Origin of the sequence: Streptomyces chrestomyceticus JCM 4735 (assembly GCF_003865135.1) — a bacterium.
Taxonomy (GTDB): Bacteria; Actinomycetota; Actinomycetes; order Streptomycetales; family Streptomycetaceae; genus Streptomyces; species Streptomyces chrestomyceticus.
The window spans coordinates 7,311,172-7,325,788 of record NZ_BHZC01000001.1 but is presented as its reverse complement, the minus strand read 5'-3'; the positions used below and the strand labels follow the sequence as shown (position 1 = coordinate 7,325,788).

General features: G+C 73.0%; 13 protein-coding genes. 7 read left to right on the top strand and 6 right to left on the bottom strand.

What is annotated here, in order from left to right; translation table 11 throughout:
- Window positions 1–56: 56 nt before the first annotated feature.
- From EJG53_RS32055 to EJG53_RS32040, 4 genes are all read left to right on the top strand, one after another.
- The gene (locus tag EJG53_RS32055) at window positions 57–851 is read left to right on the top strand and encodes an SDR family NAD(P)-dependent oxidoreductase (protein ID WP_125047867.1); all 795 of its coding nucleotides are present in this window, start codon (window positions 57–59) and stop codon (window positions 849–851) included.
- Window positions 848–1,966, top strand: a complete 1,119-nt coding sequence (locus EJG53_RS32050) for an S-adenosylmethionine:tRNA ribosyltransferase-isomerase (RefSeq protein WP_125047866.1) — start codon at window positions 848–850, stop codon at window positions 1,964–1,966. Before EJG53_RS32055 ends, EJG53_RS32050 begins: the two co-directional genes overlap by 4 nt.
- Window positions 1,967–1,982: 16 nt before the next feature.
- Window positions 1,983–2,684, top strand: coding sequence for a nitroreductase family protein (locus tag EJG53_RS32045; RefSeq protein WP_174856488.1), 702 nt, complete (start codon window positions 1,983–1,985; stop codon window positions 2,682–2,684).
- Between the two features lie 364 nt (window positions 2,685–3,048).
- On the top strand, window positions 3,049–3,792 hold the full coding sequence (locus EJG53_RS32040) for a transglycosylase SLT domain-containing protein (RefSeq protein ID WP_125047865.1): 744 nt from the start codon (window positions 3,049–3,051) through the stop codon (window positions 3,790–3,792).
- Window positions 3,793–3,868: 76 nt separating this feature from the next.
- Here EJG53_RS32040 and EJG53_RS32035 read toward each other — a convergent pair whose 3' ends face one another.
- Window positions 3,869–6,550 (bottom strand): FHA domain-containing protein, encoded by a 2,682-nt coding sequence (locus tag EJG53_RS32035; RefSeq protein WP_125047864.1) that lies wholly within the window; start codon window positions 6,548–6,550, stop codon window positions 3,869–3,871.
- A gap of 241 nt (window positions 6,551–6,791) precedes the next feature.
- Between EJG53_RS32035 and EJG53_RS32030 the strand changes: the two genes are divergently transcribed.
- Window positions 6,792–8,975 (top strand): streptophobe family protein, encoded by a 2,184-nt coding sequence (locus EJG53_RS32030; protein ID WP_244955427.1) that lies wholly within the window; start codon window positions 6,792–6,794, stop codon window positions 8,973–8,975.
- The gene (gene serB, locus EJG53_RS32025; protein WP_031010382.1) at window positions 8,972–10,219 is read left to right on the top strand and encodes a phosphoserine phosphatase SerB; all 1,248 of its coding nucleotides are present in this window, start codon (window positions 8,972–8,974) and stop codon (window positions 10,217–10,219) included. The genes EJG53_RS32030 and serB overlap by 4 nt, the downstream gene beginning before the upstream one ends.
- 255 nt (window positions 10,220–10,474) lie before the next feature.
- Here the strand turns inward: serB and EJG53_RS32020 are convergent, their stop codons facing one another.
- The 4 genes from EJG53_RS32020 to EJG53_RS32010 form a co-directional block, all read right to left on the bottom strand.
- Window positions 10,475–10,993, bottom strand: a complete 519-nt coding sequence (locus EJG53_RS32020) for a SixA phosphatase family protein (RefSeq protein WP_125047863.1) — start codon at window positions 10,991–10,993, stop codon at window positions 10,475–10,477.
- Window positions 10,994–11,105: 112 nt separating this feature from the next.
- A complete protein-coding gene (locus EJG53_RS32015; RefSeq protein WP_125047862.1) occupies window positions 11,106–11,315 on the bottom strand; it encodes a hypothetical protein in 210 nt (69 codons plus the stop codon).
- 187 nt (window positions 11,316–11,502) lie between these two features.
- The gene (locus EJG53_RS43435; RefSeq protein ID WP_280526792.1) at window positions 11,503–11,619 is read right to left on the bottom strand and encodes an SGM_5486 family transporter-associated protein; all 117 of its coding nucleotides are present in this window, start codon (window positions 11,617–11,619) and stop codon (window positions 11,503–11,505) included.
- A 4-nt stretch (window positions 11,620–11,623) separates the two neighbouring features.
- The gene (locus EJG53_RS32010; protein ID WP_125047861.1) at window positions 11,624–12,949 is read right to left on the bottom strand and encodes a CynX/NimT family MFS transporter; all 1,326 of its coding nucleotides are present in this window, start codon (window positions 12,947–12,949) and stop codon (window positions 11,624–11,626) included.
- Window positions 12,950–13,090: 141 nt separating this feature from the next.
- Here EJG53_RS32010 and EJG53_RS32005 point away from each other — a divergent pair, with 141 nt between their 5' ends.
- Window positions 13,091–13,774, top strand: coding sequence for a FadR/GntR family transcriptional regulator (locus tag EJG53_RS32005; RefSeq protein WP_125047860.1), 684 nt, complete (start codon window positions 13,091–13,093; stop codon window positions 13,772–13,774).
- A gap of 68 nt (window positions 13,775–13,842) precedes the next feature.
- Here EJG53_RS32005 and fabI read toward each other — a convergent pair whose 3' ends face one another.
- Window positions 13,843–14,613, bottom strand: a complete 771-nt coding sequence (gene fabI / locus EJG53_RS32000; protein ID WP_125047859.1) for an enoyl-ACP reductase FabI — start codon at window positions 14,611–14,613, stop codon at window positions 13,843–13,845.
- Window positions 14,614–14,617 lie beyond the last annotated feature (4 nt).

Here is a 14,617-nt window from a genome sequence, read left to right as displayed (position 1 = left end):
AAGGACGCGTATCGGGGCGACGACGGCGCCCATCGAGACGAGAGGTGGTTCGGGCCATGCCGGTGGCGGTCATCACGGGAGCATCGAAGGGGCTGGGGCGTGCGCTGGGCGCGGCGCTGGCCGGGCGCGGCTGGGACCTGGTGGTGGACGCCAGGTCGGCCGGGCCGCTGGCGGAGGCGGCGCGGGGGCTGCGCCGGGCGGGGGCGCGGGTGGTGGCGCTGCCCGGGGACGTGGCGGACGCCGCGCACCGGGCGGAGCTGGTGGCCGCGGCGCGGGAACTGGGCGGGCTGGATCTGCTGGTGAACAACGCGAGCGTGCTGGGTGCCGAGCCGCTGGTGCGGCTGGAGGCGCAGCCGCTGGACGGGCTGCGGGCGGCGCTGGAGGTCAACGCGGTGGCGCCGCTGGCGCTCGTACGGGAGGCGCTGCCGTTGCTGCGCGCCTCGAAGCTCTTCGCGGCCTCCGCCTCTCCCCCTTATATAGGGGGTGACGATGCACCTTCTTCTTATATAGGGGCAGAAACCGGCAAAGTGCCCGGCTCCGGTGGGGCCGTGCTCAACATCAGCTCCGACGCGGCGGCCGAGGCGTACGCGACCTGGGGCGGTTACGGGGCGGCGAAGGCGGCGCTCGACCAGCTCTCGGCGGTGCTGGCGGTCGAGGAGCCGGGGCTGCGCGTGTGGTGGGTGGATCCGGGCGACATGCGGACGGATCTGTACGCGGCGGCCGTGCCGGACGACGACGGCTCCGGGCGTCCGCTGCCCGGGACGGTCGTACCGGCGCTGCTGCGGCTGCTGGACGCCGGTGCCGCCAGCGGACGGTACGCGGCGCCGGGCCTGCTGGACGGTGCCCGGTGACCGCCGAGGTGCTGCGGGTTCCGGCGGAGCTGTCGGCGCGGGAGCCGGCCGAGCAGCGCGCGCCGGGCCGGGGGCGGGACGCGGTGCGTCTCCTGGTCAGCCGGGGTGCGGCGGAGCCTGCGCATCACACGTTCCGGGAGCTGCCGGAGCTGCTGTCGGCCGGGGACGTGCTGGTGGTGAACACTTCGCGCACCCTGCCGGCGGCGGTGGACGGCCGGGTCGGGGACGGGCGGGGCCGCGGCGAGCCGGTGGTGGTGCACTTCTCGACGCGTGCGGACGGGCGGTATCCGCGTCCGGAGGCGGCGGCCGGGGACTGGGCGGTGGAGCTGCGGACGCCGGACGGCCGGGGCAGCACCCGGCAGCGGGCGGGCGGCCCGGCGGGCACGGTGGTGCGGCTGCCGGGCGGCGCGCGGCTGACGCTGCGGGCGCCGGTGGACCCCGGGAGCGTACGGCTGTGGTGGGCGCGAGTGTCGGGGGCGCCGGTGGCGGACGTGCTGCACCGGTACGGGCGGCCGATCCGCTACGGCTACACGGACCGGGACCAGCCGCTGTCCGCCTATCAGACGGTGTTCGCGGTGGGTTCGCCGGACGGCGGGGGCAGTGCGGAGATGCCGAGTGCGGCGCGGCCGTTCACCGCGTCGCTGGTGGCGCGGCTGGTGAGCCGGGGCGTGCAGATCGCGCCGGTGACGCTGCACACGGGGGTGGCGTCGGTGGAGGCGTACGAGCCGCCGTACCCGGAGCGCTTCGCGGTGCCGCCGTCCACGGCGTGGCAGATCAACGCGGCGCGGGCGGGCGGCGGCCACGTGGTGGCGGTGGGGACGACGGCCGTGCGGGCGCTGGAGAGCGCGGCCGGGCCGGACGGGCGGATACGGGCGGCGTCCGGGTGGACGGATCTGGTCGTCACCCCGGAGCGCGGCGTGCGGGCGGTGGACGGGCTGCTGACCGGACTGCACGAGCCGGAGGCGTCGCACCTGCTGATGCTGGAGGCGGTGGGGCGGGCCGCCGCGGGCGGCGCGGCCTTCGGGGACGCGCTGTGCCGGGCGTACGCGGAGGCCGTCCGGCAGCGCTACCTGTGGCACGAGTTCGGGGATCTCCACCTCGTACTGCCCGTCTGAGCTCCAGACTCGGAACATGTCGACACCAACGAGGAACTGGACACCGACCCACGGCGATCCCTACCGGTCGGTGCCATACCACCCGGAGCGGATGCCGGCCGGCGAATCGCTGGCCCGCGCCGCCGACCTGCGGGAGCGGATGGACCGGCGGCGGACCGTCCGGCAGTTCTCCGCCGATCCGGTGCCGGAGCAGGTGGTGAAGGACGCCATCGCCTGCGCGGCCACCGCGCCCTCCGGGGCGCATCAGCAGCCCTGGACGTTCGTCCTGGTCAAGGACCCGGAGGTGCGGCGGCGCATCCGGGAGGCCGCGGAAGAGGAGGAACGTGTCTCCTACGCGGGGCGGCTCGGCGAGGAGTGGCTGGCGGCGCTGCGGCCGCTGGGCACGGACGAGATCAAACCGCATCTGACGGACGCGCCGCACCTGGTCGTCGTCTTCCAGCAGCGGTACTGGCTGGGCCCGGACGGCACGAAGCACAAGCACTACTACGTGGACGAGTCGGTGGGCATCGCGGTCGGGATGCTGCTGTCCGCGCTGCACCTGTCGGGCCTGTCGGCGCTGGTGCACACGCCGAGCCCGATGCGCTTCCTCCAGGAGGTGCTGGAGCGGCCGGCCAACGAGAAGGCGTTCGCCGTGATTCCGGTCGGATATCCGGCGCGGGACTGTCGCGTACCGGATCTGGTCCGAAAGACCCTGGACCAGGTGCTGGTGGAGATCTAATTCACTGACAGGCTGTGCGAACGCAATCACACCGGGCAACCAAACCTCTTGCCCGGTGTGACGCCGCACATAGGACCCAGGTCACTTACGAACGACATTAGTGGCTTTCCGGCATGCGTACGACTTTTGGATGATGCGGGCTGTACCTGGGGTGGACCCGGCGATGACGCCGGGAGAACCCGGCCGTGACGCGATATCCGCGCCCCGGGTTCCACTAAGCGGCATCGTAATCGGGCTCTTTGCTCGTGGAATTTACGGCCGCTAACAATGACTCCCGTCGCTCGGCGCCGTGGACAGAACTCGGCGTTCACCGCCTTTCCCGGCCACAGCGGCGCACCCCCGTCGGATAGAGGTCAGTCCCCCCATGCCCCAGCACGCCATTCCCGGCTACGCCCGCCTGAACCGGACGCACAAGCTCTCGGCCGCCGGCGTCGCCGCGGCAGGTGCCGCCGCCCTGGTCTTCGCCCTCGTCCCGGGTTCGGCGGACGCCGGCCAGAACGACCAGGCCGCCCCCCAGAACGTCCGGCCGGTCGCCTTCAGCGCGGTCGACGACGCGGCCAAGACCCAGCAGGACACCATCGGCAAGCAGGCGGACGCCTCCGCGCAGCAGGCCGAGAAGGACGCCGCCGAGGCCAAGAAGAAGGCCGAAGACGCCGAGAAGGAAGCCAAGGCCAAGGAAGAGGCCGACGCCAAGGCCAAGGCCGAGCAGGAGCGCAAGGACCAGGAGGCCGCGAGCCGGTCCGCCGACCGCGCCGCCGCCCCGGCCCCGGAGCCGGCCAAGACGTACAGCAACGACCTGGACGGCTGGATCCGCGAGTCGCTGGACATCATGCAGAAGCAGGGCATCCCCGGCTCCTACGACGGCATCTACCGCAACATCATGCGGGAGTCGACCGGCAACCCGCAGGCCGTCAACGGCTACGACTCCAACGCGCAGCAGGGCACCCCGTCCAAGGGCCTGCTCCAGGTCATCGACCCGACGTTCCAGGCGTACCACGTCGACGGCACGTCCTGGGACATCTTCGACCCGGTCGCCAACATCACCGCCGCGTGCAAGTACGCCGCCGCGACCTACGGCTCGATGGACAACGTGAACTCCGCGTACTGAGCCGGACGCACACACGCCGCGGGGCGGCACCCATCGTGGGTGCCGCCCCGCGGCGTTCGTCGTGCCGTGCGCGCTCCTACTTGCGCATGACCTCCGGCTCGTGCCGGCGCAGCAGCCGGACCACCGCGACGCCGAAGGCCACGCCGAGCGCGATCAGGATGATCATGTCCATCGCGTAGACGCTCGCCCCGTGCTTCCACAGCGGGTCGGGGTTGCCCGCCTCCCACGGCACCAGCGTGTTCAGGTCGGCGGTCGCGCCCATCGCGGCCACGGCCCAGCGCGACGGCATCAGCCAGGCCACCTGGGCGACACCGACCGTGTCGAACAGCTTGAAGAGCACTCCGGTGAAGACCACCTGGACGATGGCGAACATGACCAGCAGCGGCATGGTCTTCTCGGCGGTCCTGACCAGCGACGAGATGAGCAGGCCGAACATCATCGAGGTGAAGCCGAGGGCGATGATCGCCAGCGTCATCTCGACGGCGGGCAGGTCCTTGAGCAGCACGCCCTCGGTGGGCATCTTGCGCGGGGTGAAGCCGATCGCCGCGATGATCACGCCCTGGAAGGCGGTCGCCACGCCGAGCACGATCACCTTGGACATCAGGTACGCGGAGCGCGACAGGCCGGTGGCCCGTTCCCGCTCGTAGATCACCCGCTCCTTGATCAGCTCACGGACCGAGTTGGCGGCGCCCGAGAAGCACATGCCGACCGCGAGGATCAGCAGGATGGTGCTGGCGTCGCGGTTGGGGCCCTTGGGGCCGTAGCCCAGGCCGAAGTCGCTGGGGATGAGGGTGGAGACCACGCCGAGCACCGCGGGCAGGATCAGCATCAGGCCGAGGAAGCCGCGGTCGGAGGCGAGCACGGAGACATAGCGCCGCATCAGGGTCCACAGTTGTGAGCCCCAGCTCTGCGACTTCTGCATCCGGGCCGGGGGTGCCTGGACGGACACCGACTGCGGGGCGACGGCGTCGATGTCCGCAGCGTACATCTGGTAGTGCGGGGAGCCGCGCCAGCGTCCCATCCAGTCGTAGTCGCGGTAGTTCTCGAAGGCGGAGAAGACGTCCGCCCAGGAGTCGTACTGGAAGAAGTTCAGCGCCTCCTCCGGCGGGCCGAAGTAGGCCACGCCGCCGCCCGGCGCCATCACCAGCAGCTTGTCGCACAGTGCCAGCTCGGCGACGGAGTGGGTGACCACCAGGACCGTACGGCCGTCGTCGGCGAGGCCGCGCAGCAACTGCATGACGTCGCGGTCCATGCCCGGGTCCAGGCCGGAGGTGGGCTCGTCCAGGAATATCAGCGACGGCTTGGTCAGCAGCTCCAGGGCGACCGAGACGCGCTTGCGCTGGCCGCCGGAGAGGGCGGTGACCTTCTTGTCCTTGTGGATGTCGAGCTTGAGCTCGCGCAGCACCTCGTCGATCCGGGCCGTGCGCTCGGCCTCGGCGGTGTCGCCGGGGAAGCGCAGCTTGGCCGCGTACTTGAGGGCCTTCTGGACGGTCAGCTCCTTGTGGAGGATGTCGTCCTGCGGGACCAGGCCGATGCGCTGACGCAGCTCGGCGAACTGCTTGTAGAGGTTGCGGTTGTCGTACAGGACGTCGCCCTGGTCGGCGGGCCGGTAGCCGGTCAGCGCCTTGAGCAGGGTGGACTTGCCGGACCCGGACGGGCCGATCACCGCGACCAGCGACTTCTCCGGGACGCCGAAGGAGACGTCCTTGAGGATCTGCTTGCCGCCGTCGACCGTGACGGTCAGATGGCGGGCGGAGAAGGACACCTCACCGGTGTCGACGAACTCCTCCAGCCGGTCGCCGACCAGCCGGAACGTGGAGTGGCCGACGCCGATGATGTCGTTCGGGCCGACCGGCGCCTTGCCGGACTTGGGGACCGGCTGGCCGTTGATGTACGTACCGTTGTGGCTGCCGAGGTCGTGGATCTCGAAGCGGCCGTCGGGCGTGGCCCGGAACTCGGCGTGGTGCCGGGAGACCTGGAGGTCGGAGACGACCAGCTCGTTCTCCAGCGCGCGGCCGATGCGCATCACGCGGCCGAGGTCGAGGCGGTGGAACGTGGTCGGGCTGCGGTCGCCGTAGACCGGCGGGGCGGCGGCGCGGGACCGCTCACCGGGGGGCTGCTGGGACGCGGGGGGCTGCTGGGACACTGCGGGCCCGCCCTGCGGGGGCTGCTGGGCGTACGGAGCCTGCGGCTGCCGGCTCCAAGCCTGTTGCTGCGGCACCTGGTGGGCCGGGGGCTGGTGCGGTGCCTGGTGGGCGGGTGCCTGGTGGGGAGGTGCCTGATGCGCCGGGGGCTGGTGGGCCGGTGCCTGGTGGGCGGGTGCCTGGCGGACCGGCGGCTGCTGGGCCTGCGGCGGCGCGGCCCAGCCCGGCGCGCCCTGTTGCTGCGGCGCGGGCCTGGCGGCCTGCGGCGCAGCCATCGCGGTCTGCGCGCCGTGCACACCGGCCGGCGCGGCACTGCCGGACAGGGTCAGCCGCGGGCCGTCGGTGGCGTTGCCGAGATGCACCGCGGAGCCGGGGCCGATCTCCATCTGGTGGATCCGCTGCCCCTGGACGTACGTGCCGTTGGTGCTGCCCTGGTCTTCGATGACCCAACTGCGCCCGCCCCAGCGCACGGTGGCGTGCCGCCAGGAGACCCTGGCGTCGTCCAGCACCATGTCGCCCTGCGGATCACGGCCCAGGCTGTAGGACCGGGACGGGTCGAGCGTCCAGGTCCGTCCGTTCAATTCGAGTACGAGTTCAGGCACTCCATGCCCCATTACATAGTCCCCCGAGTGACGCCCTGTATGGGAAGTCTAGGGATGGCGAACATCGTGAGGAACTATTTCAGGCGCGGTGCCCGGAGCCAAAAAACCGGTCGCGCAAGGTCATGAGCCGGCTGCGTTGACGGCGGCGAAAGGCCCACGGAGAGTGGTAAGCGCCCACGGATGCCCATGGATGCGTACGGATCATGGCATCGCGCGCGTTCGGGGCGACCCGTCTCGGATCGGGGGGCTGCCGATGACCGCCGCGAGGACCGCGGGAATCCGCTGGGGCGATGTGGTGCTGTCCGCCGTCGCCGCGGTCAGTTGGGCGTTCCTGGCGATGGCCGGGGTGGCCGCGCTCGGACTGCACCTGCTGGGCGCCGACTCGGCGGCGTCGCTCGGGCCGCTGACGGCCGCGGCGGTGGTGCTGGCCGTGGGCGGCTCGGTGACACCGTCGGGCGATGTGAGCGCCTTCGGGCTGGACGGGCAGGCCGCCCGGTCCGCCGTCGACCTCGCCCCGTTGGGCGTGGGACTGGTGGGCGCCCTGGTGCTGGGGTGGGTGTTCGCCCGCTCGCTGCGCCGGGCCGGCGCGACGGTCGGGTGGGGCGAACTGACCGCCCGAATCGGGGCCACGGCAGGGCTGTTCGTCGCCCTGCTGGCGTTCCTGGCCTGGGCCGGACACGACTCCGTGACGATCGACGGCAAGACGCTGGCCGGACTGGGCGGGCTGATCGGCGGCGGGGGCGGCGGCTCGGGCGGCGGCAGCGGCGACGGCGGACTGCTGGACCGGCTGCGCGACGGCCTGGGGGACCTCGGGATCGGCGACGGCGGCAACGGCAACGGCGGGCTGTCCGGTCAGATCGCCGATCTCATCGGCGCCAAGGCGTCCGTCGGGTTCGCGGTGGACACCGGCGCCTCCCTCGCCGGCGGCGCCGTGTGGGTACTGGGGGTACTGGTCATCACGGTGCTGGCGGCCCGGCGGGCACCGCTGCCCCGTGCGCTGGAGGCGGCCCACCGCTTCGTACGGCCCGCGGCGTCGGCGCTGGTCACGGTGGCACTGGTCGCGGTGGCCGCGGGCCTGGCGGCAGCCGGGTACGCGGCCGTCGGCGACGACCATCCGGGGCGCGTGCTGGGCGCGGCGCTGCTCGCCGCCCCGAACGGCGTCTGGCTCGGCATTCCGCTCGGCCTGTTCGTCCCCTGGCACGGCAGCGCGTCCGGCGTCCTCACCCGGTTCCTGCCCGACCCCGTGGACCGGCTGCTCGACGGGCGGAACGACATCCAGCTCACCGTCGGACGGCTCGCCGAACTGGACGGCCGGGTGTGGCTGCTGCCGGTGGCCGCCGCGCTGCTGATGCTGCTCGCGGGCGTGCTCACAGCGGTCCGTACGCCGCGGGAGGGCACCCGGACGCTGCCGTTCGCCCTGCGGTGCGCGGCCGGACTGGGCGGGCTGACGGCGCTGACGCTGCCGCTGTGGGTCCACCTGACCGGTGTCTCGGCCGACGCGAGCCTGTCCGTCTTCGGGTTCGACGCCTTCGGCGCGGGTCTGGAGCTGCGCGGGAGCGTGCCGGCGGCGTTCGCGCTGGGGGCGGTGTGGGGTGCGGCGGCGGGCCTGGTGGGCGGGCTGCTGGCGTGCGCCACCGGGGCCGCGGGGCGGCGGGCGGTACGGCTGCCCGGAGATGCGGGGCTGTCGGGGGACGCCGGGGGGCGTGGGGCCCGTACGCACGAATCCCGTACGCACGATCCTCGCACCCAGGACGCTCGTATGCAGGATTACGCACGTACGCAGGACTACGGGCGTACGCACGGACGTATGCAGGAGCACGGGCGTCCCGGCGGCCCCCAGGACTACCCCGACGCCGCCTACCGGCCCGGCCCGTACACCCCCTCCCCCGCCTACCGGCCCCCGCACGCCGACACCAACCCGTACATGCGCCCGCCGCAGGAGCCGAAGCCGCCCGGAGCGTCCCCCGACGGGCCGCCCCGTCCGGCGAGCCGCGCAGGCAGAGCTGGCCGACGCCACCGCCGGGGCCCCTCCCGGAGACCCAGACCTGGCCGCCACCGCCGGAGCAACCCCCGCACACCCGGGACTGGAACCCGCCGCCCGCCGGGCACGCGGCACCGACGGCCCGCCGCCCCGGGAGCAGGCCGCCGCAGGCCCCTCCGCCGCCCGAGTCGCACCCCACGGTGGGCGACGGACACCGGCCGCCGCCTCCCCCGCGTCCCCCGGTGCCGCCGAAGCCGCGCGGCACACCGCGGCAGCGGCCCGAGGGGACGCCCGAGAGGCCGCCTCAAGAACCACCCCAAGGCCCGCCACCACCCGGGCAGCCAGGAGAAGGGCACTGAGCAGCGAGGCCGGGCCGGGCGCCGAGCAGGGGGCCGTCCGGACCACGGACACCTGTACGGCGGCCGGCCCGGGCCGGTTACCGTAAGAGCACCATGAGCGCATCGCAGATCCCGCCTGCCACCGCCGTACCGGGCGACGACGTACCGACCCTTCTCGTCAAGATCTTCGGCAAGGACCGGCCCGGCATCACCGCCGGCCTCTTCGACACTCTCGCCGCCTACTCCGTCGACGTCGTCGACATCGAGCAGGTGGTCACCCGGGGCCGCATCGTGCTGTGCGTCCTGATCACCTCCCCCGTCCCGGCCGGCGGCTCGTCCGGCGTCACCGAGGGCGACCTGCGGGCCACCGTGCATAGCTGGGCCGAGTCGCTGAACCTCCAGGCCGAGATCATCTCGGGGATCGGCGACAACCGGCCGCGCGGCACCGGCCGCTCGCACGTCACCGTGCTCGGCCACCCGCTCACCGCGGAGTCCACCGCCGCCATCGCCGCCGCGATCACCGGCACCGGCGGCAACATCGACCGTATCTTCCGGCTCGCCAAGTACCCCGTCACCGCCGTCGAGTTCGCGGTCTCCGGCACCCCGACCGAGCCGTTGCGCACCGCGCTGGCCACCGAGGCGGCCGCGCTCGGCGTGGATGTCGCGGTGGTCGCCTCGGGGCTCCAGCGCCGGGCGCAGCGGCTGGTCGTCATGGACGTCGACTCCACCCTCATCCAGGACGAGGTCATCGAGCTGTTCGCGGCGCACGCGGGCTGCGAGCAGGAGGTCGCCGAGGTCACCGCGGCGGCCATGCGCGGCGAGCTGGACTTCGAGGAGTCGCTGCACGCCCGCGTCGCGTTGCTGAAGGGGCTGGACGCGGGAGTGGTGGAGCTGGTGCGCAAGGAGGTACGGCTGACTCCCGGCGCGCGGACGCTCGTGCGCACCCTGAAGCACCTGGGGTACCAAGTCGGTGTCGTCTCGGGCGGGTTCACCCAGGTCACCGACGCGCTCCAGGAGGAGCTGGGGCTGGACTTCGCGTCCGCCAACACGCTGGAGATAGTGGACGGCAAGCTCACCGGCAAGGTGACCGGCGAGATCGTGGACCGGGCGGGCAAGGCGCGGCTGCTGCGCCGCTTCGCGCACGAGGCCGGTGTGCCGCTCGCGCAGACCGTCGCGATCGGCGACGGCGCCAACGACCTGGACATGCTGAACGCGGCGGGCCTGGGCGTCGCCTTCAACGCCAAGCCGCTGGTGCGGCAGGCCGCGCACACGGCGGTGAACGTGCCGTTCCTGGACACCGTGCTGTATCTGCTGGGCATCACCCGCGAAGAGGTCGAGGCTGCGGACACCCACGACGACTGAGAGCCTATGTCATAACCCCGGTCGGATCAGCGCCCGTCGTCTGGTGCGTGCGATCGCAAGGCGCCGGAGCGTCTTCGTAGCGGAGCTACGTGGGCGTTTCGGCAACACAGCGAGCGTGCGTGCCAGGCGGCGGGCGCCCGGCCGGGGTTATGACACAGGCTCTGAGGGCTCGCCCCTCCCTCCGGACACGGACGAGGGCTCCGGCGCACACGGCGCCGGAGCCCTCGTCCGTTCGGTGCTGCCGGGTCCCCCGGGTCAGGCGTGCGGCGCCCAGAACGCGGCCAGGCGGCCGACGCCGTGCTCGACCGTCTTCCAGGAGCCGGTGAAGGTCAGCACGGCGATCGCGGAGGTCGGGAAGCCGCTGCGGTTCATCCGGGCCAGCAGGTCGCCCTCGGCCTCGCCCGCCAGCGCGTCGGCGAGGGCGTGCATCCCGGGGTTGTGGCCGACCAGCATCAGGTCGGTCACGTCGTCGGAGGTCTCGTTCAGCACAGCGATCAGTTCGCCGAGGGAGGCTTCGTACAGCCGCTCGTCGTAGACGGTCTTCGGGCGCTGCGGCAGCTCGCCCACGACGAGCTTCCAGGTCTCGCGCGTACGCGCGGCGGTCGAGCACAGGGTCAGGTCGGGGGTGATCCCGGCTCCGGCCAGCCAGTGACCGGCGACCGGGGCGTCCTTACGGCCTCGCTCCGCGAGGGGGCGCTCGTGGTCGCTCTCCTGCGACCAGTCGGCCTTGGCATGGCGGAGAAGGACAATCCGGCGAGGTGTTTCGGCGCTCATGTGTCCAGCTTCGCACGAAACGCAGCGCGGGGCGCGAGGTGTTGAGGGGCTCCCTCCGCAGGGTGAACGCTCCTGCGGGACGCCGCTGTCACCGGGCTCATGGCACCGGCCCTCACCCGGCGATGCCGACGAGGCGGGCGAGGAATTCGAGCACGGGCGCCAGGCTCTGGGGCGCGCTCACCGCGTGCGCCGTGGACGGTGCCGTCATGACGGCGAGCAGCGCGCCGAAGGAGACGACCGCGAGGGCCACGGCCCACCAGGACAGGCCCGTACGCGTGCCCGGGCGGCGGGGGGCGGACGGCCTGCTGGAGACGGCGGACATCGGTGGCCTCCGGGGACTTCGGCGGGGACGACGCGGCCGCGGGGTGCGGCCGCGCCCACCGCAGCGGCACGGTGTGCTCCGAACCTACGGTCCCCCGGGGGCCGTTCCCATCCGGTACGCCACCCACTTGCCCCTGACCCTGGCCCCCTAGGGGACGGTGGGGCTGTCCCCACCTCCGTACGGCACGTCAGGGTGAGGCGAGGCTCGCGATGACGGCGATGACGGCGGTCACGGCGAGCATCGCGCCCAGGACGAGGAGCAGCTTCTTCTGTCCGCCCGGCGGATTCGGTTCGAGCACTGGCATGGCTTCAGTGTCGCACCTCGGCCTCGTCCTCCATCCGGCGGTCCCGGCCCGCGAGCATCCCGACGGCCATCTGGGGCACCATCAGCCCGGCCATCAGCGCGATGGGCAGCCCCCAGCCGCCGCTGTGCTGGTAGAGCGCGGCCACCAGCAGCGGCCCGGGGATGGAGATCAGGTAGCCGACGCTCTGTACGAAGGCGGACAGCCGTACGACGCCTTCGGCGCTGCGCGAGCGCATTCCGATCATGGTGAGGGCCAGCGGGAAGGAGCAGTTGGAGATGCCCATCAGCAGCGTCCAGAGCCAGGCGCCGGAGGCCGGGGCCAGCCACAGTCCGGCGTAACCGGCCAGCCCGCACAGGCCGAGTCCGACGGCCAGCGGTCCCTGGTTGCGCATCCGGGCGGCCACCCGCGGCAGGACGAAGGACAGCGGTATGCCGATCGCCATGGTGACGGCGAGCAGCACGCCCGCGGTGCCCGCCGGGACCCCGGCGTCGCGGAAGATCTGCGCCATCCAGCCCATCGTGATGTAGGCGGCGGTGGCCTGGAGGCCGAAGAAGACGGCCAGTGCCCAGGCGGTCGGCGAGGTGCTCACCCGCAGCGTGGCGGCCGGTACGGCGGGCCCCCGGGCGCCCGTGCCGTCCGCCGCCCGGCGGCCGCGGACGACCGTGAGCCAGGGCAGGACGGCGAGGACGGCGAGCACCGCCCACACCGCGAGCCCGGACTGCCAGCTCCCGCTGAGTACGGTCGTGACGGGGACGGTCAGCGCCGCGGCGAGCGCGCTGCCCAGGGCGAGCGCCATCGAGTACAGGCCGGTCAGCGGGCCGACCCGGTCCGGGAACCAGGTCTTGATGACCACCGGCAGCAGGACGTTGCTGACCGCGATGCCCGCGAGGGCCAGCGCGGTGGCGGCGAGGAAGCCGGCGGTGCTGCCGGTGTAGGGCCGTACGACGACACCGATGGCGATCGCGGCCATGCCCGCGCAGACGACCGCGCCCGGGCCGAAGCGCCGGGCCAGCCGCGGCGCGGCGGTGCCGAAGACCGCGAAGCACAGGGCGGGTACGGAGGTGAGCAGCCCGGCCACGGTGGCGCTCATGCCCAGGCCGGACCGGACCTCTTCCATGAGCGGGCCGAGGCTGGTGATGGCGGGGCGGAGGTTGAGGGCGGCCAGGGCCAGGCCGGCGACCATGAGGAACGGCAGCCCTCGCCGGACGGCCGGGGCGCGGGCCGGCTCCGGCGCCGCGGCGGGCCCGGACCCGTCGGCCGGGCGCCGCTCCGGCGGGGTGTCCGGGGCCCCGGTGCCGGGGCCGAGGGTCGCGAGGGAGTCGTCTGTCATGGACAGCATCATAGAATCATGGGATGAATGACTGTCCAGTGTTTTTCCTCCCGGGCTCCCGGCCCCCCGGCTCCGGCGCTCGCTATCCTCTCGCGATGCCCCCTGCCGGACTTCCGGTTCCCGTCCTTCTGGAGCGCTGACATGCCACTGACCTCGCCCCGGCGCTCCGCGCTGGCGGACCAGGTGATCACCCAGCTACGGGCGCAGATCACGTCCGGCGAATGGCCGGTGGGCTCCCGCATTCCGACCGAGCCCGAACTGGTCGAACAGCTCGGGGTGGCCCGCAACACCGTCCGCGAGGCCGTACGGGCCCTGGCGCACAACGGCCTGCTGGACATCCGCCAGGGCTCGGGCACGTACGTGGCCGCGACCAGCGAACTGGCCGGGGTGATGAACCGCCGCTTCGCGGACGCCGACCCCGGGCACGTGGCGGAGCTGCGCAGCGCGCTGGAGGCGACAGCGGCGCGGCTGGCCGCCCGGCGCCGCACCGACCAGGACCTGCGGCAGCTCGACGCCGCGCTGGAGCGGCGCGAGCGGGCCTGGGAGTCCGGCGCGGCGACCGCCTTCGTGGAGGCCGACGCGACACTGCACATGGCGGTCGTCGCGGCCTCGCACAACGACGTGCTGGCCGAGCTGTACGCCGACCTCGGCGGCGTACTGCGCGAATTCCTGCGCGCCGACGTGGGCGACGTACTGCGGCCCGAGGCGCACGTGGACCACGCACGGCTGGTGGCGGCGATCCGCGCGGGCGACGACGAACGGGCCGCGGCCGAGGCGAGCGCCCACCCCTACGGCTGCCGGCTCGGCTCCCGGGCGGGTGGCTGAGCCCCGTACAACGCACGCTGCCCGCCCCGGCGGACCGGGGCGGGCAGCGTTCTGGGCTCTTGCGGGCGTCAGGCGCCCATCATGTGCACGCCGCCGTCGACGTGCACGATCTCGCCGGTGGTCTTCGGGAAGAAGTCCGACAGCAGACCGACGACGCCACGGCCGGCCGGCTCGGGGTCGGTGAGGTCCCAGCCGATGGGGGCACGGTGGTTCCACACGTCCGCCAGCTCCTCGAAGCCCGGGATGGACTTCGCGGCCATCGACTTGATGGGGCCGGCCGAGACCATGTTGCAGCGGATGTTCTTCTCGCCCAGGTCACGGGCGAGGTACCGGCTGGTGGACTCCAGGGCGGCCTTGGCCACGCCCATCCAGTCGTACTTCGGCCAGGCGATCTGGGCGTCGAAGGTCATGCCGACGACCGAGCCGCCCTGCGGCATCAGCGGCAGGCAGGCCATGGTCAGCGACTTCAGCGAGTACGCGGAGACCTGCACCGCGGTGCTCACGTCCTCCCAGTTCGCCTCCAGGAAGTTGAAGGCGCCCTGCGGGCCGAAGGCGATGGAGTGCACCACGCCGTCGAGCCGGCCGTCGTCGCCGGTGTGCTCACGGATCTTGTCCGCCAGGCCGTCCAGGTGCTCCTGGTTGGTGACGTCCAGCTCGATGACCGGCGCTTCCTTGGGCAGCCGCTTGGCGATCCGCTCCACGAGGGAGAGCCGGCCGAAGCCGGTGAGGATGACCTCGGCGCCCTCGTTCTGCGCGACCTTGGCCGCGTGGAAGGCGATCGAGCCGTCAGTGATGACGCCCGTGACCAGAATGCGCTTGCCTGCGAGGATTCCACTCATGCTG